Source organism: Armatimonadota bacterium (genome assembly GCA_016223145.1).
Lineage (GTDB): Bacteria > Armatimonadota > Fimbriimonadia > Fimbriimonadales > Fimbriimonadaceae > Nitrosymbiomonas.
This window is the reverse complement of sequence record JACRPN010000021.1, coordinates 116,629-141,724: the sequence shown is the minus strand read 5'-3', so window position 1 is coordinate 141,724 and position 25,096 is coordinate 116,629. Positions and strand designations below refer to the sequence as shown.

The following is a 25,096-nucleotide window of genomic DNA, read 5'->3' as shown; positions in this document are numbered from 1 at the left end:
CCCGACCCTCTCCCCCACTATTCCGATTGGGGCAGTGTCCGAAAGCGCTGCGCTCGTGAGGGAGAGGGAGAACCCCTCACACCCCCTCCAACGCCCGTTCCAGATCCCAAACCAAATCCTCCAACGTCTCCAGACCCACGGACAGGCGGACCATCCCCAGGCGTGATGCCGCCGGCAGCGCCCCTCCTCGTCGGTGAGCAGAAGGTCTTCCTCTCCTGCGACCCGGGGCCCCCGCCTACCGATCGCTTCCTTGTCGCGGGGGAGGGCAGGGTGGGGGTGGAAGAAGCAAGACGATGAAAGGTCCCCCTCACCCCGACCCTCTCCCCCACTATTCCGATTGGGGCGGTGTGCGAAAGCGCCGCGCTCGTGAGGGAGAGGGAGAACCCCTCACACCCCCTCCAACGCCTGATCCAGATCCCAGAGCAGATCATCGACGGTTTCCAGACCCACGGACAGCCGAACCATGCCGGGCGTGATGCCGCCGGCGAGCATCTCCTCGTCGGTCAGTTTGTAGTGGGTCGTCGTCGCCGGGTGGATGACCAGGCTCTTGGCGTCGCCGACGTTCGCCAGGTGCGAGAAGAGTTGCAAGCCCTCGATGAAGCGCTTGCCGGCGGCGCGCGCATCGCCATCTGCCGGGGGCGCTAGCTCGATCGACATCACCGCCCCGGGACCTTTCGGCAGGTACTTCTTCGCGCGCTCATGATGCGGGTGGCTGGGCAGGCCGGCGTAGTTCACCTTCGCGATCTTCGGGTGCCCCTCCAGGAACTCTGCCACCGCCTGGGCGTTTTGGACGTGTCGGTCCATTCGGACCGAGAGCGTCTCCAGCCCTTGCAGCATCAGGAACGAGTTGAACGGCGAGATGCAGCCGCCGGTATCGCGCACCGTCTCGACGCGCAGCTTCATCAGGAACGCGTAGTGGCCGAACGTATCGAAGAACCGCAGGCCGTGGTAGCTGGGCGTCGGGTCGGCGATGGTGGGGAAGGTGGAGAAGTCGAAATCGCCGGAATCCACCACCACGCCCGCGATGCTGTTGCCGTGCCCGCCGATGAACTTGGTCGCCGAATGCACGACCAGCGTCGCGCCCCACTCGATCGGGCGGCAGAGGTAGGGCGTGGCGAAGGTGCTGTCCACGATCAGCGGGATCTTGTGCGCCTTCGCCAGCTCTGCCAGCGCCGAAAGGTCCGGGATGCTGCCGACCGGGTTGCCGATGATCTCGACGAACAGCGCGCGGGTCTTCGGGGTGATGGCGGCCTCCCAGTCCTCGGTCTTGTCCGGGTCTACAAACGTGACGTCGACGGCGAGGCGCTTCAGCGTGTACCTGAGCTGGGTCATCGTGCCGCCGTAGAGCTTGCTGCTGGCGACCATCTGATCGCCGGGCTGGAAGAGCGTGAGGAACGTCGAGAACTGCGCCGCCATGCCGCTGGCGACCGCCACTGCGCCGGTCCCGCCCTCAAGCGACGCCATGCGCTCCTCGAAGACGGCGGTCGTGGGGTTGGAGAGGCGGGCGTAAATGTTGCCGTACTGCTTGAGCTCGAAGAGGTGCGCGGCCTCATCGGTGCTCTCGAAGACGTAGCTGGAGGTCTGATAGATCGGCACGGCGCGCGCGCCGACCTGGGGGTCGGGAATCTGCCCGGCATGGAGCATGCGGGTCTCAAATCCGAATCGGTGGGCGTTGTCCAAGGGGGATGAGTTTATCCCGGCGGAGGGTGTTCAGGGAGTTGGGTGCTGGGTGATGGGTTTTCAGGTTGTGAGGTTCTCAGGTTGTCAGGTGTTGGGTGATGGGTGATGGGTCTTCAGGTTGTCGGGTCTTCAGGCGCTGGGTGATGGGTGTTCAGGAGAGTGATGATGTCGCCGCACCCGGCCGTCTGCCTCATGAAATGGGGGAATCAGCTTGGGAGTAAGCTCCCAGTGTGCCGAAGCTTGAGGTCCATGCCCCTATTTTCGCGTTGGCGAACCGCCACCTCCGTCACCGTCATGCGTCGTTGCCTCGTGCGCTGATTTCCTGGTCAATAGTGTTTGTCGGGCTAATTGTCTCCCAGGGCACCGCCACAGCCCAGAGCCTTGAACGCCTCTTCATTTCGCCACCACCGGAAGCGAGGCCGTGGGTGTATTGGATGGTGATGGACGGCAACTTCACCGCCGAGGGCATCTCAGCCGACCTCCAGGCGATGAAGCAGGCGGGCATCGGCGGGGCGATCCTGCTCGAAGTGGATGTCGGCGTGCCGCGCGGGCCGGTCCGGTTCATGAGCGAGCCCTGGCAGCGGCTGGTCAAACACGCGCTCTCCGAAGCCGATCGGCTGGGAATCCAAATCGCCCTCGGCGCGGGGCCGGGATGGTGCGGGACAGGGGGCCCTTGGGTCAAACCCGAAAACTCGATGCAGCATCTTGTGGGCAGCGAGACCCAGGCCACCGGTCCAGTCCGCTTCGACGCTGTGTTGGCAAAGCCCGCGCCACGCAGGCCCTTCTTTGGAGAGGCGACGCTCACACCTGAACTGCGCGAAGCTTGGCTGGGATTCTATCGCGACGTGGCGGTGCTAGCGTTTCGCACGCCCTCGGGCGACTACCGCATTCCCGACATCGACGAGAAAGCGCTCTACTACCGCGCGCCCTATTCCTCGCAGCCGGGCGTCAAGCCCTACCTCCTGCCGGATCGGCGTAAACTCCCGGCCTCCGAGTGCATTCCCGCCAAATCCGTCATTGACCTGACAAGCAAGCTCACCCCGGAGGGAAGGCTCGTATGGGACGTGCCTCCTGGCGAATGGACCATCGTGCGGTTCGGGCGCAGGATCACCGGCCAGACCACCCGTCCGGCGCCCGAACCGGGTCTGGGGTTGGAATCGGACAAGTTCGACCGCGCCGGTCTCGACGCCCACTTCGATTCGTTCATCGAGACGCTCCTGAAGGTCACCGGCGAGCCGGCCCACCGCGATCGCGGCCTGACCACGATCCACTTCGACAGTTGGGAAATGGGCTCGCAGAACTGGTCGGCCAGGTTTCGCGAGGAGTTTCGGCAGCGGCGAGGCTACGACCCACTCCGCTACCTACCGGCGATGCTTGGGCGCGTGGTGGAGAGCGTGGAGGTGACGGAACGGTTCCTTTGGGACCTGCGAAGAACGGCCCAGGAACTCGTCATCGAGAACCACGCGATCCGGCTCAAAGAGCTGTCGCGCAAGCACGGCCTGCAGCTATCCATCGAGCCCTACGACCTGAATCCCGCCGGAGATCTCGCGCTTGGAGGCGTCGCTGATGCCCCGCAATGCGAGTTCTGGTCGCGTGGCTTCAACACTACCTACAGCGCCTTTGAGGCGGTGTCGGCGGCACATACGATGGGCCGGAAGATCGTTGGCGCGGAGGCATTCACTTCGGATGGCGACGCCTGGCAGCTCGACCCAGCAATGCTCAAAGCGCAGGGCGATTGGGCGCTGTGTGCGGGCATCAACCGGTTCATCTTCCACAGGTATGCGCACCAGCCCTGGCTGGACCGATTTCCGGGCATGACCTTTGGGCCCTATGGGGTGCATTGGGACCGGACCCAGACCTGGTGGCCGATGGCGAGCGGTTATCACACATACCTGGCCCGGTGTCAGGCGATGCTTCGGCGGGGTCTGCCGGTGGCGGACATCTTGTATCTGGACGCCGAAGGCGCGCCCAACGTGTTTCGCGCTCCGGCCTCGGCCACGCTTCCCGGGCATCCGGACCGGCGGGGTTACAGCTTCGACGGCTGTGCTCCTCAAGCCCTCATCGAACGAGCTTCGGTGAAAGGAGGGCGCCTCGTTTTTCCGGACGGCATGAGCTACCGGCTGCTCGTTTTGCCCAGGACCAACGCGATGTCGCCCCAGCTGCTTAGGAAGATCAAGGCGCTAGTTGAGGCCGGCGCGACGGTTGTCGGCTCGCCGCCCTCGCGCGCCCAGGGCCTGCAAAACTACCCTCAGAGCGACGCCGAGGTGAACCGCTTGGCAGCGGCGCTTTGGGCCGGCAAGCGAGTGATCCGAGATGAAAAGCCCGCGGCTCTCGCCCGTCCCGCGATCGCCGATGCAAAGTGGATCTGGTATCCCGAGGGCAACCCAGCCGTTTCGGCTCCCGTCGGTTCGCGGATGTTCCTGCGCAAGTTCGAGCTACCCGGCCAAGTGAAGCAGGCCAGCTTCAGCATGACGGCGGACAACCGATTCGAGCTCTTGGTGAACGGCAAAAGAGCAGCGAGCGGCGACAACTTCCACACGATCGTCACGGCCGACGTGGCTGGGATGCTGAAGCCCGGGAAGAACGTCATCCAAGTGGTTGCCCAGAACGACGGCACCTCCCCCAACCCCGCCGGACTGATTGGGGCTCTGAAGGTGACCCTGGCGAACGGAACGTCACAGGTTGTGCTGACCGACAAGCAATGGTTGAGCGCGATGCCCGGAGAGGCCGACGGCAGGCCGGCCGCCGAGCTAGGCGCTATCGGCGCGGGACCCTGGGGCTTGGCTGCCGTGGACGTTTCGCCGGAGCTCTATCCTCCTTATTCAAGGACGGCCAGGATCCTGGAACAGAAGGGCGTGGCTCCGGACTTCGAAGCCGACGCTGATCTCCGGTACATTCACCGCACCGAGCCTGGCGAGGAGGTTTACTTCGTGGGCAATCGCACGGCAGCCCCGGTGTCGGCGAATTGCAGATTCCGAGTTGCCGGTCTGCGGCCGGAGATTTGGGACCCGATGACCGGCGAACGGCGCCCGCTCCCAGAATATCGGGAGGCAGGTGGACGAACGATTGTGCCGCTCCGATTCGAGTCGGGTGAGGCCTACTTCGTGGTCTTTCGCAGGGGGCCAAAGGTGACGGGCCCGAACTTCGCCAAATTCACCCCGATGGCCGAATTGAAAGGCCAGTGGGAGGTGTCCTTCGACCCGAATTGGGGAGGGCCGGCGGAACCGGTGATCTTCGAGAAGCTGGAAGACTGGACCAAGCGCGCTGAGGACCAAATCCGCTTCTACTCCGGCATGGCAACCTACCGAAAGACCTTTGACGCGCCGTTCGCCGGTAAGCATCAGGGCCAAACGGTTCTGGATCTCGGCCCTGTGAAGAACCAGGCGCGGGTCAATCTGAATGGCCGCGACCTCGGGATTGTGTGGTGCGCCCCCTGGCGAGCCTCCATCCCTTCTGGTCTCCTGAAAGCTAAGAGCAACACCCTGAAGATCGAGGTCGCGAATCTGTGGCCGAACCGCCTGATCAAGGACAGCGGCCTGCCCGAGGAACGGCGTTTGACTCGCACCACCTGGAATCCCTACAAGCCGACAGACGCTTTGCTGCCTTCAGGCCTGTTCGGACCGGTTCGGGTGCTGCTTTGGGCAGATCAGCGCTGATGCCCCTCGTTGCAGGTACAGGTCATTTGTCAACCCACTTGTAAACGTACTCCACCGCGCCGTACCCACGCGCATAGGCAAGGAAGCGAAGCACCATCGCACCACCATAGGCTGACTTCGGGGGTACCGTCGCCACAGCCTCGAACGTTGCCTGCGCGCCTGTTCCGGCGAGGTCCTTCGAGTAGATACCGATTCCGCTGGTGTGACTGTCGCCCGGCCTCATACCGGTGGGCTGCCAGTGGCATCCGAAGCTGCTGCGGTCCTGAATTCCGGACATCGCACAGCTCCCGCTTATGTGGAGTTGCGTTCCTGGCCTCAGCTTGGCGACGGGCTCTTGAACCTTCCACTGAAGCACGGTCGTCGCCGTCAAGACTTTGTAGGAGGCGTCGTTCCAGGAGTTCTGGACCGAGAGGCTCCCGTCGCCTCCATCGATCTTCCATCGGCTGAACCGCTTCGGGTCGCGGTCCCCGATCCAGTCAGGGACCTTGGGGACGTTGATGCCCGTCAGCACCCATCCAGCTCCTGGCGCTGCGGCAGGATCTTTGGGCTTGTTCAGGTCCTTGCGGCGCTGGATCTCCTTATCCGCTCGTTCAACCTCGTTAGAGATCGCCCTTTGCAGGCCCCGAAGCGTGTTCGCCATCTGCGGGTTGTTGTTCATCGCCTCCATCTTCTTGCGTGAGGATTCGTGAAAGGCGCGCAGCTTGGCCCTAAGTTCGGCGAGTTTAGCGTCGGTGAGCTTGGAGAGATCGTCGGGCACCAATGGACCGTTTGCGGCCAGGTCAGCAAGCATGGCGCCGATAGCGCCGGAGGCAGTGTTGATGGCTTCTTTCGTCGGGTCGGGGTCGCTGCCCAGGTGGATCTTGCGGGTGAGGTTCTCAAAGGCGGCCATGTTTGCCGCCGTGCTCGGATTGGAGACTCCGCCGACGAAGAACACGCCGAACATGTGGTACCAAGGGCCGTCTTTGTCGCTGGCGAATTTGTCGCCGGGCGGCCGAAGGTTGATGAGCTTGTCAAGCACTTGATCGGGCCGGATGACCTTGGCCGTTTTCATGCTGACCCTCGCGCCGCGGTCCCAGCCGATTGTGCCGCTTGCTTCGCCGTAGGCCACCTCCTTCAAGAGGTTATGGGCAGTCAAAGTGGCCACGTAATAGTCGCCACCGGTTGCTTCGAGCGACATTCGGAGAACATCACCGGGAGTCAGGTTCCCTCCAGAAGACCGGATCTTGTCATACAAGACCTCTTCATAGCTCTTGCCGTTTGGAAGCCGCTGCTTGGTCGTCCGCACGTATGGATTCGCTGGGATGTCACTCGGTTGGGCGCTGTGGGTCAGGAAGTAGCCCAGCGAGCGCCCGCTCGTTTCGAAGAGTTTGTTGAGGATCTTCTCGGGAACACCCATCGCCAGGTGAATGCCCGTGCTGTAGCTTGAGAGCGGGCTCTTGGTATAGGGAACTTGTTTGGTCCGCAGCATGCTCTTCGCCATGCCTGCGGCCATCCCCTCAACGGTGATCTGAGATTGACTCGCGGAGCCTGGAAAACTGCTGGCGGCCAACAGCACGGAACCCGCGAGAACGAAGACTGCCAACCGGCCAACCAGCCGGATGGGACGATACTGTGCACGTGCCATTGCACGCTCCTCCTGGCGCTAGGCGCCTACTTCGTTCTACGAGTCGGAGTGAGCGAGCGTGCTAAGGGTAGAGGCGAGCCGGAGTACTCGGGAAGCACGCGCGACGCGGCGAGAAGTGGAGGAGTGATTTTGAGGAGATGAAGAGATGAAGGGATGAAGTGGTGAGGAGTTGAGGAGCTGAGGAACTGGTTGCTCAGCCCATCATCACCTTATCCCTTCATCCCGTCTTCGTGCTCAAAGCGACCGGCTTCCCGCTCGCAGCCGATTCATAGATCGCCTGGATGATCCTGATGTCGCGTAGTCCCTCTTCGCCGGGCGTCTTCACCTTGCCGCCGGTGCGGATGCACTCCGAGAAGTGCTCGATCTGCGCGACGAACTGGTTGTTGGGGGTGATGGGGAGTTGTTGCGAAAGGCGAGAGGCAAGAGGCGAATCCGGACTGTCGAAAGGCAAGTAGGCGATCGCGGATGGCTCATCGCCTCTCGCCTCTCGCTTCTCGCCTGATGCAAGTAGGGTCAGGCGGTGCCCCCCATAAGGCGTTGCCGGCTCGCCCAGCAGGGTCCCCTTCTCCCCGACCACCTCGAACCGACTTTTGCCGGGTGACCAGGAGTACCCGCCCGCGCCGTGGCACTCGATGCCGCTCGGCAGGCGCAAGGTGAAGCGCACGTCGTCCTCACAGTCCACAAACCGGTCGTCGTTCGGCGGATTGGTGATCTTGGCGGTTACTTCGATCGGCTCCTCGCCGGAGAGATACCGCAGCGCCTGGAGCGAATAGATGCCGATGTCCATCATCGAGCCGCCGCCCGCCAGCGCGCGCTGCGTGCGCCATTGGCCGCGCCCGATGTTGAACCCATGCTCGGAAAGGTAGGACTTGATTCTGCCAATTTCCCCTTTGCGGCACATCTCGATGGCCCGCAGGTTGTGCGCCTCGTATTGCGATCGGTAGCCGATCTGCATCAGCTTTCCGGCCCGCTTGCAGGCGTCGATCATCCTCTGGCAGTCGGCGACGGCCGGCGCCATGGGCTTTTCGCAGCAGATGTGCTTTCCCAGCTTGGCTGCGCGAATGGCGAAGTCCGGGTGGGTCGAAGGCGGCGTGATCACGTAGACAACCTCGATCTCGGGGTTGTCCTTGATCAAGTCCATCTGGTCGTAAAGGAAGCGGTTCTTTTTGGAGATGGCGTATTTGTCACCGAAGTTGTCCAGCTTGGCCTGGTGGCCGCTGATCAGCGCGACGAGCTTGGCGTTCTTGCATGCCGCGAAGTTCGGCATGATCTGGTTCTGTGCGTAGCTCCCGATGCCGAGGATCGCCCAGCCGACGGGGTTGGAGTTGAGGGTTTGGGGTCCTGGGTCGGGGGTCTGGGGTGCGAGGTCGGGGCCGTCTCTCAGGATACGAAGCCCCCCGGGCGCGAGCACTGAAGCACCGGCTCCAATCAAGAGATCGCGTCGCGTCATACCAGTGGGCATGGGGATATTGTCTCACATGCCCGCTCAGCGACGTGATTCTGGACGCCATGGCTTGCAAGATCGGTTCGAATAACCTCACCCAACCGGCCATGGAATGGCCGGCAGAGAGAGCCGTGAACGGGCCTCGTTTAGGATTGTCACTGTCGCTGTCGCGCCGGATCGGGTGACGCCGATTGCCCGCACTTCCAGGAGCCGATCGAGCGTCCGAACCCCTCCCGCCGCCTTGACCTGCACGTTCGGCGGGCTGTGCAGCCGCATCAGCTTCAGGTCCTCGTCGGTCGCGCCTCCAGGGGCATAGCCGGTCGAGGTCTTCACCCAGTCCACGCCGAGCCCTCCGCAGATCTCGCACAGCCTGATCTTGTGCGCGTCCTGCAGATAAGCGTTTTCGAAGATCACCTTCAGCTTCGCTCCAGCGGCGTGGATCTCTGAGAGAACCTGGCCGATCTCGCGCTCGACGTACCCCCAATCCCCCGAGAGCACCTTGCCGATGCAGACCACCATGTCGAGTTCCTTTGCTCCGTCCCGAAGCCCCCGCGAGACGTCCGCCAATTTCACTTCGGTGGTTTGGGAGCCGTGAGGGAATCCCACAACGGTCGTGGGCAGTACATCTGAGCCTTCGAGCCTCTTCGAACACTGAGCTAGGGCGTAGGGCACCACACACACGCTGGCCACATCGAACGCCATCGCGAGATCGCAACCCTCGGCGATCGCTGGGTCGTCCAAGGCTGGATTCAGCAGCGAATGGTCGATCATCTTGGCGATGTCGAGGTAGGTGTAGGGGGTCTCGGACGTGTTCACGCCGTTCGTTTCAGCGCCTCCGCCATTGCCTTCAGGTGCTCGGGCGTGGTGCCGCAGCAGCCCCCGATCACCTTTACGCCCGCATCCCGGGCAGACTTCGCCCAGGCGCCCATCTGCTCGGGTGTGGCCGGATAGACCACTGCGCCGTCCACCTGCTTGGGTGCGCCCGCGTTCGGCTGCAAAATGACCGGAACTGGTCCCGCAGCCGCGACCAGCGCCTCCGCGAGCCGAAGATAATCTTCCAACTCCAACCCCGTGCCGCAGTTCGCCCCCACCACGTCGGCGCCCGCGTCGATCACCGCGCCAAGCGCTACAGGAACCGTCGAACCCATCATCGTGCGGAAGTCTTCCCCAGCTTTCTGAAACGCTAAAGTCGCCAAGACGGGCCAATCGCCAAACCCTCGAGCCACATGCACCGCGGTTGCCGCTTCTTGCGGGTCGGACATGGTCTCGATGATGATGCCGTCGGCACCCGCTTCATGGAGCGCGCCGATCTGGTAGTCGAACATATTCTTCAGTTCGGGAAGGGTCGTCTCGCCGAGGGGTTCCAGGAAGCCTCCGAAGGGGCCGAGGTCGCCGAGGACGCGAAAGGCAGATTGAGCGTCTGCTCCACGGGCCACGCTAACGGCGGCGGCGTTCAGTTCTTCGCACCGGGTCTCGAGCCCATGGCGTGCGAGCGCATCGGGCGTTCCGCCGAAGGTGTTTGCTGTCACGGCCATCGAACCCGCACTCAGATAAGCCTTATGGATCGCGCGCACCTTTTCAGGCTGCTCGACGTTCCACAGCTCGGCGCATTCGCCCGGCTTGAGCCCTGCTTTGAAGAGCATCGAGCCCATTGCGCCGTCGAGCAGGAAAGGGCCTTGGTCCAGAGCCTTTGTGAGCCAGTTCATGTGTACTCCTTCAGAAGATCGGTACCTTCGCCTCTTCGGCGAGCACCGCTAGGTTTTCCCAAGGGACGTCGGGCTCGATGACGTGCGTCGGCGCCAGCACCACCTGCTCGCCGAGCATGGCAAGGCGTCGCAGGCTGCGCACGGTCTGGCGCACGTCGTCCGGTGTACCGAAGGGCATCGTGGTCTGCGTGCCGATCATGCCCCAGAACCCCAGTCTCCCGGAAAACCTCGAAGCCAGTTCGAAGACGTCCATGCACTCGGGCTGCACGGGGTTTAGCAGTTCCACTCCGATCTCGATAAGCTCTTCGACGATCGGCGTGACGTCGCCATCGGAATGATAAGCAAGCCACGTGTGTTTGGTCTCGTGCTTGCGGACCTCGGCGATCACCTTGGCGAGCCTGGGCTTCAGGTGCTCGCGCCAAAAAGGAATTGCCATCATCATGCCTCGCTGAGTGCCCACGTCGTCGCCCAAAAACACCACATCGACCCCGGCGGCGCAGTAGTGCCGAATCGCCACGCAGGCGCGGTGCGTGAACCAATCGAGCAGCCAATCGGCGATCCCTGTGCCGTCGATCAGGTCCATGTACAGCGCCTCCATGCCGCGCAGGTACCAGCTCAACTCGAAGATCGTGCAGTGCATCTGCCCGATGGCCGCGCGCCCCGCGCCCTGGACCCTTTGAACCTGCGCCGGGATGTCCGCATACCATCGCGGATCGTCCACGTTCGGGAACGGGAGCCGCACTAGCTGTTTCACCGAGTCCACCGTCCGCAAAGGGTGCACCATCTCCCTCATGTGGTAGGCCGCGCCGAGCGATTCGAGCGGTGGGACGTCGTGCACGAGCCCGGCAAAGCCGATCTCCGCGTCCTCGCTCAGTTCGACGCCAAGCTCGGAATAGGCGGCGCGCCATTCGTCGGTGTCGCTCGGGTAACGGGGCCCCACGTTCTCCACGCTGAGACCGAGGGCTGCGTAGTGGTCGCGGGTGCCCCGGTGGGCTTCGATCATGTCCAGGGCAGGTTCGGTCACCCAGACGTCGAGGGGCAAGTGGTCCGGGTCGTTTCGCTCCAGCATCCGAAGGAAGTTCTCACGCTCGGTCATGCAACCACCCCATAGCGCCCGAACTCCCGCACCGTCTCATACATCGCCGCGCATTTCTCGGGCGAGACGTCCGGCGGCAGGTTGTTGCCCTCCCTCAGGATGAACCTCCCACCCTCGGCAATCCCCGACTCCAAAACTCGCCGAGTCTCGGTGCGCACATCTTCGAGGCTCGCCATCTTGAGGAACGGCGTTGAAGGCCCACCTAACACCTCACACCCAGGCCCCAGCACCTGCCTTAGGCTCCCGAAGTCTACGGGAAAGCCCGTGTCGAAACTCTGGATGTTGAGCTCGCGCTGAAGGGTGGGGAAGTGCCGCGTGGCATCGCCGCACAGGTGGATGCTGTTCGGCCCTCCCTCTGAGAACGCCTCGATGAGGATTTGGTGGTGGGGGAGCACGCTGCGTACGTACTCGTCGGTCGAGACCAGCGCGATCGAGTCGTCGGCAAACCCCCAGCCTTGCGTCTTCAGTGGCTGGCCGAGGCGCTTGCGCCAGGCCTGAATCCGCTCGATGATGAAGGTCGTGGCCTTCTCCAACATCGCTTGAGCCGCTTGAGGCTCGAGGAGAAGGTCCTCACAAAAGTCGGTAGTTCCCCTCAGGTTGCAGCACATCGTGAAGGGGCCATCGGTGCCGAGGCCGCTAGGAGCGCCCACCGAGATCGGCCTGCCATTGTATTCAAAGCCCGACACTTCCTTCGCCTTCATGGTGTCGTGCATCGCCCAGGCGTGGCGTGAAAAGGGGTTCTCAAACGGGTCGGGCCGGGGCGCTTCGAGGAACCGCCTCTTTCCTTCCTCGCCGGTGAAAATTGGGTCAGTGTCGGGGACCTGATAGTCGAAGTACCGGATCGGGCAGCCCCACATCGCGGCCTCATAGACGTTCTGAAACTCGGGATAGACACCCCACTTGTCCGGAAGGCCCATCGGTGCGTCCTGCATCAAATGGTGCGCGCACCAGTCGAGGTGTTCGAGCTGGCGCTGGAGCATCTTGTCCGGGTTCTCGAAGCACTCTTGAAGGGTGATTCCGTCCGGGTTGGCGGGGTGGCCAAAGGTGGTGTAACGGGTGTTGACGCCGAGGATCATCGGCACGCGGATCGGCTTTTCGGCTCGATAGGCGGTCCAAACGGCGTCTACCTCCGCGTTGTGGGCAGCGAAACGAGCACCTTCAAGCCTCTTGCTCGAATCAGACATGGTGCCCACCCTGTATACCCGTCAAGGCTCCGGCGATTCTCTCCCTTGTTAGCTTTGTATGGGCAGGGCTATGGGCATCCCATGCCTGGCGTCCGAAGTCTGGAACTTGCTCACTTCACCTGGCAAAATCACTAGGTTCGATACTGATTGATCAAGTCTTCTGGAGATTCCCTGACCATTACTGAAGAACTGGCCCTACAATGAAACGGCGCTGGGATTCGGCCTTGAATCCCGTGACCCTTAAGGAGAGACACTATGAAGATGCGCAGTTTTGCGTTGCTATTGTCAACGCTATTACTTGTTGGCTCCGCCTCGATTGGCAGTGCCAACATGATCCTCAACGGGGATTTCGAGAGCAACTCCGCCAGTGGCGACATGTACAACCTGTCGAACGGCGGCTTCACTTCGACCATGAGCAACACCACGGGATACGGTTCCGGCGGTGAACTCGACATCATGACGACCTCGACCTATGGTTTTGCTCCCCAAAGCGGCAGTTGGAAAGTAGGCATGGCGACCGGTATTGGAACCGACGCGTTCTCGTTCGACCTATCAGGTTCGATCCTGAACGGGACCAGCTACACGCTGAGCTTCTATGCCGCTGCGACAACCGCCATTCGGCCAGGGACGGGACCCGTCGATATTGGCATTTCGACCAGTGCCACCTCGTTTGGGACTCAGGTCTACACGACTGGCACGGGCATTTCTGGCTCGGGTTGGCAGTATTTTACGACGACCTTCACCGCCGGCATAAACGCTTCGTACCTGACAGTACAATGCGCTCCCACCGGCGGCGACATCTCGTGGATACACGTGGACAACTTCTCGCTGACCGCGGTTCCAGAGCCCGGCAGCCTTGCAGTCCTCGGACTTGGAGCGTTCCTCCTGGCGCGACGGCGACGCTAGGGCGTCTGCAACCTGACACGTGGCCCACCTGCCTTTGGGCGAGGGGGGCCACGTGTCTTAACTCCTTGTGCTTTCGGCGCTCAGCGTGTCCCAAACCGGATACACCGGCTTCAGGTTCACACCCTTGCCCCAGTGGCTCCGGGCCAAGTCCAGATAGTAAAGGTAATCCGCTAGCGACACGTCGGGAGGCACGCGGTGGTCGCAGAACGGGATGAAGCCGCCCTCCTCGACCAGCGGCGTAAGCCGCTCGACCTCCGCCCTGATCCCTTCGCGTGGTCCGGCCAGGATGTGCTTATCGAAGCCGCCCATCAGCAGGAGATCCTTGCCGTACTCCTTGCGCATCGCCACCGGGTCGCCGCCCCAAGTGCCCACCTCGATCGGGAACATGCAGTTGACCCCCGCCTCCAGCCACATCGGGATCAGCTTCTCGATGTTGCCGTCGCAGTCGATCCAGATGATGTGGACGCCGTGCTTGTTCAGCAGCTCCGTCAGCTTCTTGTAGCGCGGGACCAGATATTGCTGGAAGTGGTCCACACCCAGCAGCGGTCCGCCGGAGTAGCACATGTCCTCCCACATCCCGCAGTTGTCGAACTTCACGCCCGATTCCAGCGCCCGCTCGAGGACGCTGTAGATGAGCTGGAACACGGTCTCGACCATCTCCTCGAACCAGGCCGGGTCGTCGTAGACCGCGTAGGACACCGCCTCGACGCCCATCCAGTTGCGGATCCAGCCGTAGAGGCTTCCGCCCGGGAGGGTCAGGCAGTTTGGACGGTTGGGGTTCTTCCAGCGGGCTACGCGCTCATCCCAGGTGGCGGGGAAGCGCCTTGGCGAGTGCGGGTCGAGCTTGGGGAGGTAGTGCTGTTTCCAGCTTTCTCGATCGGTGAGGAGGTGCCCCACGTGCATGGGGATGCTGCTCATGAATTTGTGCCGCAGCACGCGCACGCCGTCGTGCCCCTGCACCACCTCTTGGTCGCCACGGTCCTCCAGGATCACCCATTCAAATCCGGGGTCGAGGCAGTCGTTAACGCCGATGTGGCCGTCGTAACGATCCATGCCCAAGAAGTCCGAGGTGGTGGACTCGTTCCAGTGCTCCGGCAGGCCCTGGCCCTTCCAGAGCTCTATGGTCTCGGACCAGAAGCCAAAGTCGCAGATGGGCGCCCGGTCGCGCGGCGCGTAGGTCATCGTGGCGTGAAAGCGTGCGCGGTCAGTCATGGGGATTCACGATTTGGGATTGACGATTGACGATGGGGGATCGGCGAAGAGCGAAGAGCGAGGAGCGATGTGTCCCCGAACATCTGAAGACCTGACAACCCGAACACCTCGCACCCTGCGCCCCAGACCCTGAACCCTATCATCGCGCATCGCGTATCGCCCATCGCTTTGTTTACTCATAGTTCCCCCACTTATCCAGCAACTCCATAACAAGCTGGTAGCTCTCCCAACTCACGGCGGGGGGGACCGAGTGGTCCGAGTGATAGGCGTAGCCGTGCGTCGCCATGCCGGCCTTGAGCTTGGAGACGACCTCGTGCTCGATGGCCTCGCGGTCGTTCGAGGCCATCACCATGACGTCGATGTTTCCAAAGAGAGCGAGCTTTTCGCCGTATTTGGGGGCAAGCTGCCTAACATCCATCCCGGCCTTGGCCTCTAGCGGTTGCAGGCAATCGAACCCGGCTTCGATATAGTGGTCGACCACGGAGTTCACGTCGCCATCGGTGTGGAAGATGAACGGCAGGCCCCGCTCGTGCGCCCAGTCGGCCATCCGTTTGTGGTCGGGCCAGATCAGCTCGCGATACATGTCTGGCCCGCACATGGGGCCGCGACGATAGGCCATGTCGCCATAGATCCAGATTCCGTCGGGCTGGATTCCCTTTGAAAGGAGAAGCTCGAAGTCGCGGAGCACCAAGTTCGTCATCGTTTCCGAGACATCGCGCATCCACTCGGGGTCCTCAATCAGGCTGATCAAGAACTCTTCGTCGCCAAGCTGCCTGCGCGTCATTTCGAAGGTCTCAAGGCCCGCGAAATAGGTCCACAGACCGTTGCGTTGGCCCTGAATCCAGTCGCGTTCGCTCGCCCAAGGGTTCACGAACGGCCAAGCTTCAAGAAGCTTCGGTTTGAAGGTCTCTTCCCAGGCCCTCCGACTCGTACAGCCGAAGCCCACATGCTCGGGAGTGCCGGAACGGTGCTTCCAGTAACGGACGGTGTTGCCCCATTCATCCACGTAGGTCTGGGTGCGGCCGTCCTCGGAGACCAGTCGCCTCTGTCCGGGCCAAGGTCTGGGATCGGACCAGCAAAGGCCCCGAAAGTCGGCGCCCAGGATCTGAGAGACATCGCCCTCCTGCCCCTCGTTGCGCCAGCGCTCCACCGTCTCCGTCCAAAAACTGTCGGCGCGCGGCACGCAGTCGTGGTCCTGACGCCGAAACATGCGGTTGACACGCTCTCGGCTGCTGAGAAGCGTCTGTCGCATAACGGTTTACGCGGTCAAAAGTTTGCGCGCGATGTCCACGCCGCTGGCGGCGTCGGGAGCGAAGGCGTCGGCCCCGATCGAGTCGGCAAACTCCTGCGTAATGGGAGCGCCTCCAATCATGACCTTCGACGAAAGTCCAGCTGACCGGATGGCCGAAACGGTGTCCTTCATCGCCGGCATCGTCGTCGTCAACAGGGCGCTCAAGCCCACAAGATGGGCGTTGTTGTCGCGCGCCGCCTCGACGAACTTGTCGGCCGAAACGTTGGTGCCCAAGTCCACGACATTGAAATGCGCGCCGCGCCACATCATCGCGACCAGGTTCTTACCGATGTCGTGAAGGTCGCCTTGAACCGTGCCGATGACGGCTGTGTACTCGGGGCGGATGCCGGCCTTGACCAGATGCGGCTCCAGGATGGCCATGCTCTCTTTCATCGCTCGAGCGGCGATCAGCATCTCAGGCACAAAGGCCTCGTTGCGCTGGAATCGGTCGCCGACGATGTCCATGCCCTCGACCAGGCTGGCGAGAACGTTTTGCGGCGGTGTGCCGGAGTCGAGAAGGGACTGGGTGAGTTGGGTGGCAGTGCCGCGGTCCCCTTTGACGACCGCGTCGGTGAGGGGTTGATGTTCGCTCATAGTGCTTCGCTCAGTTTCCCGCGAGCTTGGTTCTAGTGCCCCTGGCCGATGCCCGAGCGCTAGTGGCACCCGTGGGTGATGGCGCGTTCAGTCTATCTTGCGAGATTGTGCCAGGAGCACACTGAAAGGTTCCATTTTTGTAAAGTATAGAAATCCGGCATGTAGGGGCTGGGTTGAACCAAAATCAGCTTGTGGGTCTCTGGGTGGGGCCACGACGCGTGCCGAACAAGAAGAGAGCGACATGAATCCGCCTGAGAACCCAAAACCCAGAACCGTCGTGATCACCTGCGCGGTGCTGGAGGACGAGGTGGCCCACTTTGCCCAGGGTCTATCGCACATTCTGCGCATCGACCTGATGCCCCAGGGACTGCACAACGAGCCGGACCGTCTGCGCCGCGACCTCCAGGCCGCCATCGACAAGGTGGAGGCGGAGACGGACGCCGAGGCCATTGTCCTGGGCTACGGGCTCTGCAGCCGGGGCACCGAGGGCGTGACGTCGCGCCGTGCCAAGCTGGTGATATCACGGGCTCACGACTGCATCACGCTCCTCCTCGGCAGCAAGGAGCGCTACGCCGAATACGTCAGGAAGAACCCTGGGACCTATTGGTACAGCCCCGGCTGGAACCGCCACCACATCCCACCAGGGGAGGAGCGCTACAACCGTCTGAAGGGCGAGTATGTCGAGAAGTACGGCGAGGACAACGCCGAGTTCTTGATGGAGACCGAGCAGCACTGGTTTTCGACGTATGACCGGGCGACTTATGTGGACCTCGGTCCCGGCGCCACCGAGCGGGACATTCGCTACACCCAGAAGTGCGCGACGTGGCTGGGCTGGGCGTTCGACCGGCAGCAAGGCGATCCTAGCTTGTTACAGGCGCTCTTGAATGGGGATTGGGACTCCGACAGGTTCCTGGTTCTGGAGGCAGGACAGACCCTCCGGCTGACAGCCGACGAGCGGGTGATCGAGGCGGTGCCGAACGATGCGCATTGAGGTGCAGCTAGAAGAGCAAACCGAGCAATTGGTGCTCGGCGCAGATCAGGCAAATCGGTCGATCGCACAGATCCTCAGGTCGTTCAATCTGCCGCTCAACACCCGTTGCGGCGAGCGCGACCTTTGCGCAGGGTGCATGGTGGATGTGATTCAGGGTTCCCTGCAGCATGTCGATGGCGGCGAACTTGAAGTCACGCCAGACTCCCCGATGGAACTGCAGGGCTGCCGGTACAAGCCGAGCGGCGATTTGCTGGTGCTCAGGGTGCCTCAGCGCTCGCGGCTCGCCTACGCGCCACAGGTTCTCGACAGCTACCGGGTGAACGTTCCCATCGCGAAGGATCCGGTGGCTCAAGAAGGCATTGGCGTCGCCATCGACATCGGGACGACCACCATCGCGATTCAGGCGCTGGACCTAAGCCGTGGGGAGGTCGTTGGCCGAGCCTCGGGATTCAACAAGCAAATGCACTTTGGCGACGATGTGCTCACACGAATCAACTTGTGCTCGACCGATCCGACGATGCTCGGCCTCTTGCAGAAGGCTATTGTCGAGGAGACGCTGAAGCCGCTGATCGCCGAAGCCGCACCCGATTCGAGCAGAATCAGGGCTCTTTCCATCGCCGGGAACACGACGATGCTGCACCTCTTGATGGGAGTGGACCCGACGCCGCTCGGCTTCGCCCCCTTCACACCTGCCTTTCTGGAGCAGGCTCCCTTCGAGGCGGGTCAATTGGGCCTGGATCCACCCGGGGCCGTTGTTCATCTGCTGCCTTCGATTGCGGCTTACATCGGCGCGGATTTGACGGCCGGGCTCTTCGCATCGGGTTTGCTCTACGACGAAGGGCCAAGCCTATTAGTAGACGTCGGCACGAACGGCGAGATCCTGCTGAACGTGGACGGGCATGTGCTCGGTTGCGCTACCGCCGCAGGTCCGGCATTCGAGGGCAGCGGGCTCCAATGCGGTATCCGTGCCGGTGAGGGAGCAATCTCCTACGTCCACCTTTCCGCCGATCCCCTGGGCGTCACGGTCGAGAAGATAGGCCCGCCCGGAATGAAACCGACCGGCATCTGCGGCTCGGCGTATGTGGATTTTTTATCAGAGGGTCGGCGCGTTGGGCTGCTCAGCCCGACTGGGCGCATTCAGGAGGTGGAGGGGCTCGACGCCTGGAAGATGCCCTCCGACCACGGCGTGAGCCTTCGGCTGGCTTACGGCCAAGGCAAGCGTCCAATTGTGGTCACGGAAGGCGACGTCGCCAAACTTCTGCAAGCCAAAGCCGCGATCGCGGCAGGAATCCTCACGTTGCTCGCACGCAAGGGGATGTCGCCGAAGAACGTCAAGACCCTGTACCTTGCCGGCGGTTTCGGCATGCACTTGGACTTGGGCAAAGCCATTGGCTGCGGCCTACTTCCCGGGTTCACAGAGAGCCAAATCCAACTGGTGGGCAACACGTCGCTCGCCGGAGCCACCCTTTGTCTGCTGGACATGAACACCTTGAATGAACTTTCCTTGGCTCGGCACGGCGTGGAGGTTGTCGAACTCAACCTGGACCCGACGTTCGAAGACACTTATCTGGACCAACTGTCGCTGCCATGAAGAAAAACCCCCATGACGAAGAAGCGTCATGAGGGTTCAGCGACTTTGAAACCGGCCTGATAGGCACCAAGCTATCTCATAAATGCCCGGACGCAGGCTAAAGACCCCGACGAGTCGGGGCAGGCTCTGCGGCTACAGGTCCGCGTCCCTTCGTTCCTTTGTCCCTCAGTTCCTCCGGTACACGTCGTCCAGGATGTTGAGATGGCTACTAGCCTCTGGGTTTGATCTTCCGAATCTTGATGTTTCGGAAGCTGACCACGCCGTGGTCGCCCTGGATGCCGATTGAACCCGTTTTGGCCTTGGCAAACTCGGGATGCTCAGAGAACTTGCTCTTGGCTACCCGGTCCCACCAGTCCTTGCTGTCGATCACAAACTCGTAGTACTTCGCCCCGTTGATGTCGGTCTGGCACTTCTCGGGTGAAACGAGCAGCCGAAGGTGGTCCCACTGGCCGGGCGGGTTGGTGGTTTCCTTCTCACCGGGATAAAGCTCATAGAGCCACCCGGTCTTTTGCGCGCCTGCGGCGCCCTGATAGTCATAAATCTGGACCTCGGGGCCGCTGTGCCAGGTTTCCTCGCCGTCCACGACGCGGAACATGATCCCGCTGTTGCCGCCGACGGTGTTCCTGTAGTCGAGCTGCAGTTCGAACCAAGTGAACTGCTCGTCGGTGACGATGTCACCGGCGTTGCCGGGGTCGCTGCTGGTCAGCACGCCGTCTTTGACGGTCCAGCCGGGCTTTACGCCCTTGGCCTTGAAGTTGTGCCAACCCTTGGTGGTCTTGCCGTCGAAAAGAAGCTGCCAGCCGGCCTTGACCTCTGCCGGAGTGAGCATGTTGTCGGTTTGCAGAAGAACGGTTGCAGCGAGCAATGCGATCATGTCGCCATTTTGACCCCAAATTGTCTGCTTTCGTTGCGCTATAACTACGATATGGCCATCTCGATGCTTCTTGCCGCTGTCTTGACCTCTGCTGTCGGCCAGGATCCCCAGTTCGGAGAGTTCCCTGAGAGGGTCAGGAGCCAACCCAAGCCGATTTCGGTTTTGGTCTTTTCAAAGACCGCCGGCTTCCGCCACGACTGCATCCCCGTGGCCCACGAGGCGATTCGGAAGATGTGCGCGGACTTGAAGTGGACCTCGGAGCACACGGAGGACGCTTCCGTGTTCAACCCGGTAAGCCTTCAACGCTTCGATGTGGTCATCTTCGAATGCACCACCGGCGACTGTCTGAACAACGATCAGCAGACCGCCTTCGAGGGCTTTGTGAAAAGGGGCGGCGGCTATGTTGGCATTCACGCCGCAAGTGACACGGAATACGACTGGCCCTGGTACGGCAAGCTGGTGGGCGCATGGTTCAAAAGCCACCCGGCCATCCAAGAAGCCGTGACGAAGGTCGAAGACCGCAATGATCCGAGCACCAGGATGCTTCCCGAGCTCTGGAAGCGGCGCGACGAGTGGTACAGCTTTCGGAGCAATCCTAGGGGCCAGGTCCACGTATTGGCTTCGCTCGATGAGAGCACCTACCAGGGCGGGGGCATGGGCGACCACCCGATCATGTGGAAGCACGAATACGGCGGCGGAAGGGCCTGGTACAACGCCATGGGCCACGTAAAGGAGACCTACGCTGAGCCTTTGTTCATGCAGAGCCTTGCGAAGGGAATCGAGTGGGCGGCAGGAAAGAGCAAGCGAAAAGCACCGTGAGGCTGATCCCATGAACGGTCTCGCGGGCCGAGGAGCGCGAGTCTCCAGACTCGGCCCGGTTGCCAATCTCTGCAATAGGCTCGGGTGTCAGCCTGACAACGGGTCCTTGGCTTTTGGCGCGCCTCTGAGTGAGCTTATAGCCTTGGTCGGCTCGGACGGAGCTTCGCCCTCCAAGGGACGGGGGATTTAGTGAGGCGCTATGGAAACAAGCTGCTCCTGCGCCCCAGGCAACACAGGCAGGATTGAACCCATCCACCCCGAACACTCCATGTAGCCATGACCGAGCCCGACCAGGCCGCACAACCCCTTCCTGAGCCCGCTTTCAAGCGGATCAGGGGGCGGGCGGTTGTAGCCGCGTTCGTGCTCCTGCCTTTCGTAGTCTTTGCCTGCGCGAACCAGCAGTACTCCTCGATGTTCTCGCTGCTGGTGGCGCCGGTTGGCGCGATGCTTTTGCTCGCGCTTGTAAACCTTCCGCTCCGTCTTTGGACCCCGAGGCTGGCCTTCAATCAGCCCGACTTCCTGGTGATTTGGGCCATCCTGAGCGTGGGCTCAGCGGTGGGGTCCGAATGGGCCTGGGTCGAGCATTCGGCGATGCACATGTTCGCCGTGGATGGCGCGAAAGACCCCACGATCCAAAAGTACTTCCTCAAGGAAATGCCGGACTGGCTGGCGATCAAGGACCCGGACAAGGTCATGGACATCGCCCACGGCGGGCGCGGCTTCTGGTACGTGGTGGGCAAACTCCCCATCTTTTGGCCTCTCTATCTGGGTTGGGCGGGGCTGTTCTTGGCGATCAGCCTGGCCTGTTACTGCGTGAACTCGCTGATGCGTGGGGCTTGGTGCAAGACCGAGCGGCTCACCTTCCCGTTGATCCAACTCCCCGTCGCGATCAACGAGAAGGGCGGCGCAGGCCCGATGTGGCGCTCCAAAACCATGTGGATCGCGTTCGGGGTGATGTTCGCCATCGACATCCTAAACGGCTTCAACTTCCTGTATCCGAACCTTCCCCGCGTGCCGGTCAAGGACCTCGCCGAAATCAGTTGGATCTTCACCGAGCCGCCCTGGAACCAGATCGGGCAGTTCAGCATCTCGATTTACCCGTTCATGGCTGCGATCGCCGTGTTCATGCCGAATGACCTGATCTTCAGCCTGGTCTTCTTCTTCTTGCTCAGAAAGGCGACGCACGTGGTTCTGGCCTCCTACGGCTATCCCCAGGGGACGTTTGCCGGCACCTACATCTCGCCCGGGCCGCCTTACTTCGACGAACAGACCTGGGGTGGTGTGATTGCGATGTTCCTCGGCGCGCTGTGGGTATCTCGCTCCTATCTGAGGGGCGTTTGGCGTGCCATCTGGACAGGGGAAAAGGAGGATGATGGGGGCATCACCCACCGCTGGGCCTTCCTGATGCTTCTGTTCTCCTTTGGCGTGGTGGTCTGGTATGGGCTGGTCGGCTCGCTCTCGGTAGCCTACATGGTCCCCTACTTCGGGCTGTTCCTGGTGTTCAGCTTCGTGCTGACCCGCATCCGGGCCCAGTTGGGGCCGCCAACGCACGAGTTCGCGTTCTTTGGGCCGAACAGCATCATGCACCGGTTCCTGGGCAACCAGTGGGTCACGAACCGCCAGGCCGTGTGGGTGAACCAAGTGTTCATCATCATGAACCGGATCTATCGCACTCATCCGCAGCCATACCAGCTCGAGACCCTGAAGATGGGCCAAATGGAGGGGCTCAACCTCAAGCGCATTTTCGGCCTCACCTTTGCATCGAGCGCTGTGGCCCTGCTCCTGGCCTACTTCTTCCTGCACGTCTTTAGCTATCGGACCGGTGAGTACCGGCGATGGGACGACGGGCTCTATTACCTTCAGAACATGGTCAACAACCGCCACGGACCCGATGTCATCGGCATCACCATGACTGTGTTCGGGTTCGCGGTAGTGGCGCTGCTCGACTTTGTGCGGTTCCGCGTCCCAGCGTTCCCGCTGCACCCCGCCGGCTACGTGCTGGCGATGAATTTCGGGGTGGATTACTACTGGTTTGGCATCCTCGTGGTGCTCCTCATCAAGCGCTTTGTCCAGCGCTACTACGGCCTGAAGGGGTATGACAAGCTTCGCGACGCGGCGCTGGGCATTTTGGTGGCCGAATATGCCGCGGATGCGATTTGGATGGTCATGGCAATCATCACCCGTCAGAGCACCTATACGATCAGCTTCGGAGAGCGGGGGCTCGGGGCCCAGTGAGCCTTCCTGAATTCGATTTGTCGGCACCTGAGCCGCCGGAGCCGAGTGGCCCCAAGCCCCCGCCGATCGGCTGGATCCTGGTCGTCTTGCTGTTTGGCTTCCTGGTCGTGGCTCAGACCGCGGGCTACTTCAGCCGGAGCAAGGCGGAGGGTCCGAAATACTCCAACCAGGAGCAGATCCTCCGATCGGCGGTCTACACGCACGAATGGCTCGAGCGATTGTCCCCAAAGGAGTCTCAAGAGGGGCCGATGACGCCCGGGAAGAAGGCGGCTATCGAAGCGGAGGAGCGCGACCGAAAGCAGTTTTTGTCCATGCTCGACGGCGCGGCGGAAACGCTGGCGGTTCCGTCGAAAACCGAGCCAGAGGCGGCGCTGCTGCTCGCCGCGATCCGGCGCGAGCAGCGGTCCAAGGTTCCACCCGAGGCCGTGGCCGCGCTGAAGCGGTCGAAGGACGCTGCGTTCCAGGCTGCGGCGGTGATCTACGCCGAACCTGCTCCATCGCCGAATCTGGCGAAGGAAACCGTACCCAAGCTCGTCGGGCAGGGGTTCGCCTGGACGATGGCTCGGGTGCACGCCGGTGAGCTTGCCGGGGACAAGGGCGCCCGCAAGCGCGAGCTTCCCTTTGGCAAGATCATGCTTTATGGAGGATCCCTGCTGGGGCTGCAGTTCCTGTTGGCCGCCGGAGGCATCCTCTTGGTGACCTATTCGATTCAGCGGCGCAAGGGCAAGTGGGCGCCATTGGGGCACCCCGCCGGACGACTTTCCTTTGCAGAGTCGGACCGCTTTGCTCTGATCGCCGTCGGCTTTTTCGCGCTGTTCAACCTGATCGGGACCGTCGTGCACTTCGCAGGAGCGTCGACACTGACGATGCCGGGTAGGTCGCTGGTTTCGACGGTGCTCACCCTGGCCGTCGTCTTCGCGGTACTCCATGGCCAGCCGCTCCGCGGTGTTTCCATCCTCCACGCGCTAGGGTTTCGCGCAAGCTCGTTCGCGACTTATGCGACATGGTCGCTGTGCGGCCTTGCTGCACTCCAGCCGCTGCTCATCATCGCCGAGTCCGTCTCCTTTATGTTCCTAAGGAGCCTGCCCCCGCCTGAGCATCCGTTGGTCGAGGTTTTCAAGGGTGGGCAGAGCACAGCGAATTGGGTCTGCTTCGGGCTGACGGCGGTGGTGCTGGGGCCGATTTTCGAGGAAATCTTGTTTCGCGGCATTCTGCTGCCCGCGTTCGAGGGTCTTTTCAAGAAGCCGGTTTGGGCGATCGTGGCTTCGAGTCTGCTCTTCGGGGCTATCCACCCCACGGGAATCCCCGCTTGGCTGCCCCTGGCGACGGTCGGCGCGATGAGCGCGATGCTTGCCTACCAAACCCGGTCGTTGGTTCCTTCCATCCTCCTGCACGTGCTGCACAACGCGATGGTGTTGCTGCAGCTCTTGGCTTACTGATAACCGGCGGAGGAAGAGGAAGGGGTGCGGGGTGCTGGGCGAAGGGAGAAGCGGTGCGGAAGCTCGAGGGCTTTAAGGCATCGTGGCACTGGTGAATCGAGGTGATGAAGGGATGAAGCGTGGGGACCCCTTTGTTGCCAAAACGAAGAGGGGGTCTGGGGGTGGAGACACGCACCACTTTTCGCAAGTCAGGACAATTCCCAATCCAGTGGATTGGCTTACAATGCACTTCCGACCCAATTGGAGAAGACCATGGCCATGAACACTGTCTGCCACATCGAATTCGAATGCACCAACTTCGACCGCTCGCAAAGCTTCTTTGAGGCCACCTTTGGCTGGCAGTTTCGGGAGTTCGGGCCCATGCGTGTCTTCGCGTCGGGGGATGACCACGTCGGCGGGCTCTTTCAGACCGACTCGGTGACCCCAGCCAGCTTCACGGCGATCTGGATTCAGGTCGAGGACGTGACGGCCACGGCGCAGAAGGCCGGCTCGGCGGGAGGTCAAGTCGTTCGCGAACGGTATGAGATTCCAGGTGTCGGGTTCGGCGCGGAGATCAAGGACCCGGACGGCAACCCGATCGGGCTGGTGCAGTTCGCGGCGGCCTAAGGGGCCTTCCACTAATCGCGACCTGCGACCTGCTACCCGCGACCCCAAACCCTGGACCCCATACCCCGGAACCTCCACCGCCAGCCCGCTCCTCCTCCAGGGCGGGAGGAGGGGGCCTTCCGCTATCTCTGACCTGCGACCTGCGACC

Annotated in this window: 19 protein-coding genes; 8 read left to right on the top strand and 11 right to left on the bottom strand. The window is 62.1% G+C overall.

Features of this window, described 5'->3' with window-relative positions; translation table 11 throughout:
- Nucleotides 1–387: 387 nt before the first annotated feature.
- Nucleotides 388–1,644 (bottom strand): O-acetylhomoserine aminocarboxypropyltransferase/cysteine synthase, encoded by a 1,257-nt coding sequence (locus HZC36_16095; GenBank protein ID MBI5708506.1) that lies wholly within the window; start codon nucleotides 1,642–1,644, stop codon nucleotides 388–390.
- Nucleotides 1,645–2,012: 368 nt separating this feature from the next.
- Here HZC36_16095 and HZC36_16090 point away from each other — a divergent pair, with 368 nt between their 5' ends.
- Nucleotides 2,013–5,336 (top strand): hypothetical protein, encoded by a 3,324-nt coding sequence (locus HZC36_16090; protein MBI5708505.1) that lies wholly within the window; start codon nucleotides 2,013–2,015, stop codon nucleotides 5,334–5,336.
- Between the two features lie 22 nt (nucleotides 5,337–5,358).
- Here HZC36_16090 and HZC36_16085 read toward each other — a convergent pair whose 3' ends face one another.
- The 6 genes from HZC36_16085 to HZC36_16060 all read right to left on the bottom strand — a co-directional run bounded on the left by HZC36_16085 (nucleotide 5,359) and on the right by HZC36_16060 (nucleotide 12,390).
- Nucleotides 5,359–6,960 (bottom strand): hypothetical protein, encoded by a 1,602-nt coding sequence (locus HZC36_16085; protein MBI5708504.1) that lies wholly within the window; start codon nucleotides 6,958–6,960, stop codon nucleotides 5,359–5,361.
- A 217-nt stretch (nucleotides 6,961–7,177) separates the two neighbouring features.
- Nucleotides 7,178–8,410 (bottom strand): Gfo/Idh/MocA family oxidoreductase, encoded by a 1,233-nt coding sequence (locus HZC36_16080; protein ID MBI5708503.1) that lies wholly within the window; start codon nucleotides 8,408–8,410, stop codon nucleotides 7,178–7,180.
- A gap of 87 nt (nucleotides 8,411–8,497) precedes the next feature.
- Nucleotides 8,498–9,175 (bottom strand): deoxyribose-phosphate aldolase, encoded by a 678-nt coding sequence (gene deoC / locus HZC36_16075; protein MBI5708502.1) that lies wholly within the window; start codon nucleotides 9,173–9,175, stop codon nucleotides 8,498–8,500.
- 41 nt (nucleotides 9,176–9,216) lie between these two features.
- A complete protein-coding gene (locus tag HZC36_16070; GenBank protein MBI5708501.1) occupies nucleotides 9,217–10,110 on the bottom strand; it encodes a homocysteine S-methyltransferase family protein in 894 nt (297 codons plus the stop codon).
- 10 nt (nucleotides 10,111–10,120) lie between these two features.
- On the bottom strand, nucleotides 10,121–11,206 hold the full coding sequence (locus tag HZC36_16065; GenBank protein ID MBI5708500.1) for a hypothetical protein: 1,086 nt from the start codon (nucleotides 11,204–11,206) through the stop codon (nucleotides 10,121–10,123).
- The gene (locus tag HZC36_16060; protein ID MBI5708499.1) at nucleotides 11,203–12,390 is read right to left on the bottom strand and encodes a hypothetical protein; all 1,188 of its coding nucleotides are present in this window, start codon (nucleotides 12,388–12,390) and stop codon (nucleotides 11,203–11,205) included. The genes HZC36_16065 and HZC36_16060 overlap by 4 nt, the downstream gene beginning before the upstream one ends.
- 255 nt (nucleotides 12,391–12,645) lie before the next feature.
- Between HZC36_16060 and HZC36_16055 the strand changes: the two genes are divergently transcribed.
- The gene (locus tag HZC36_16055) at nucleotides 12,646–13,296 is read left to right on the top strand and encodes a PEP-CTERM sorting domain-containing protein (protein ID MBI5708498.1); all 651 of its coding nucleotides are present in this window, start codon (nucleotides 12,646–12,648) and stop codon (nucleotides 13,294–13,296) included.
- 57 nt (nucleotides 13,297–13,353) lie between these two features.
- On the opposite strand, the gene HZC36_16050 is transcribed toward HZC36_16055, so the two are convergent.
- From HZC36_16050 to HZC36_16040, 3 genes are all read right to left on the bottom strand, one after another.
- A complete protein-coding gene (locus HZC36_16050; protein ID MBI5708497.1) occupies nucleotides 13,354–14,508 on the bottom strand; it encodes a hypothetical protein in 1,155 nt (384 codons plus the stop codon).
- 172 nt (nucleotides 14,509–14,680) lie between these two features.
- The gene (locus tag HZC36_16045; GenBank protein ID MBI5708496.1) at nucleotides 14,681–15,760 is read right to left on the bottom strand and encodes a hypothetical protein; all 1,080 of its coding nucleotides are present in this window, start codon (nucleotides 15,758–15,760) and stop codon (nucleotides 14,681–14,683) included.
- Nucleotides 15,761–15,766: 6 nt separating this feature from the next.
- Nucleotides 15,767–16,393 (bottom strand): corrinoid protein, encoded by a 627-nt coding sequence (locus tag HZC36_16040; protein MBI5708495.1) that lies wholly within the window; start codon nucleotides 16,391–16,393, stop codon nucleotides 15,767–15,769.
- Nucleotides 16,394–16,634: 241 nt separating this feature from the next.
- Between HZC36_16040 and HZC36_16035 the strand changes: the two genes are divergently transcribed.
- Together HZC36_16035 and HZC36_16030 are read left to right on the top strand one after the other, a co-directional pair.
- The gene (locus HZC36_16035; protein ID MBI5708494.1) at nucleotides 16,635–17,384 is read left to right on the top strand and encodes a DUF1638 domain-containing protein; all 750 of its coding nucleotides are present in this window, start codon (nucleotides 16,635–16,637) and stop codon (nucleotides 17,382–17,384) included.
- A complete protein-coding gene (locus tag HZC36_16030; protein ID MBI5708493.1) occupies nucleotides 17,374–18,975 on the top strand; it encodes a DUF4445 domain-containing protein in 1,602 nt (533 codons plus the stop codon). The genes HZC36_16035 and HZC36_16030 overlap by 11 nt, the downstream gene beginning before the upstream one ends.
- A 208-nt stretch (nucleotides 18,976–19,183) precedes the next feature.
- On the opposite strand, the gene HZC36_16025 is transcribed toward HZC36_16030, so the two are convergent.
- Complete coding sequence (locus HZC36_16025) at nucleotides 19,184–19,849, bottom strand: DUF1080 domain-containing protein (protein MBI5708492.1); 666 nt, start codon at nucleotides 19,847–19,849, stop codon at nucleotides 19,184–19,186.
- 63 nt (nucleotides 19,850–19,912) lie between these two features.
- Between HZC36_16025 and HZC36_16020 the strand changes: the two genes are divergently transcribed.
- The 4 genes from HZC36_16020 to HZC36_16005 all read left to right on the top strand — a co-directional run bounded on the left by HZC36_16020 (nucleotide 19,913) and on the right by HZC36_16005 (nucleotide 24,948).
- The gene (locus tag HZC36_16020) at nucleotides 19,913–20,668 is read left to right on the top strand and encodes a ThuA domain-containing protein (GenBank protein ID MBI5708491.1); all 756 of its coding nucleotides are present in this window, start codon (nucleotides 19,913–19,915) and stop codon (nucleotides 20,666–20,668) included.
- A gap of 276 nt (nucleotides 20,669–20,944) precedes the next feature.
- Nucleotides 20,945–22,903 carry a hypothetical protein gene (locus HZC36_16015; GenBank protein ID MBI5708490.1) on the top strand — a complete coding sequence of 653 codons (1,959 nt, stop codon included), beginning with the start codon at nucleotides 20,945–20,947 and terminating at the stop codon, nucleotides 22,901–22,903.
- On the top strand, nucleotides 22,900–24,342 hold the full coding sequence (locus HZC36_16010) for a CPBP family intramembrane metalloprotease (GenBank protein MBI5708489.1): 1,443 nt from the start codon (nucleotides 22,900–22,902) through the stop codon (nucleotides 24,340–24,342). Before HZC36_16015 ends, HZC36_16010 begins: the two co-directional genes overlap by 4 nt.
- 252 nt (nucleotides 24,343–24,594) lie before the next feature.
- Complete coding sequence (locus HZC36_16005; protein ID MBI5708488.1) at nucleotides 24,595–24,948, top strand: VOC family protein; 354 nt, start codon at nucleotides 24,595–24,597, stop codon at nucleotides 24,946–24,948.
- The last annotated feature ends 148 nt before the right edge of the window (nucleotides 24,949–25,096 follow it).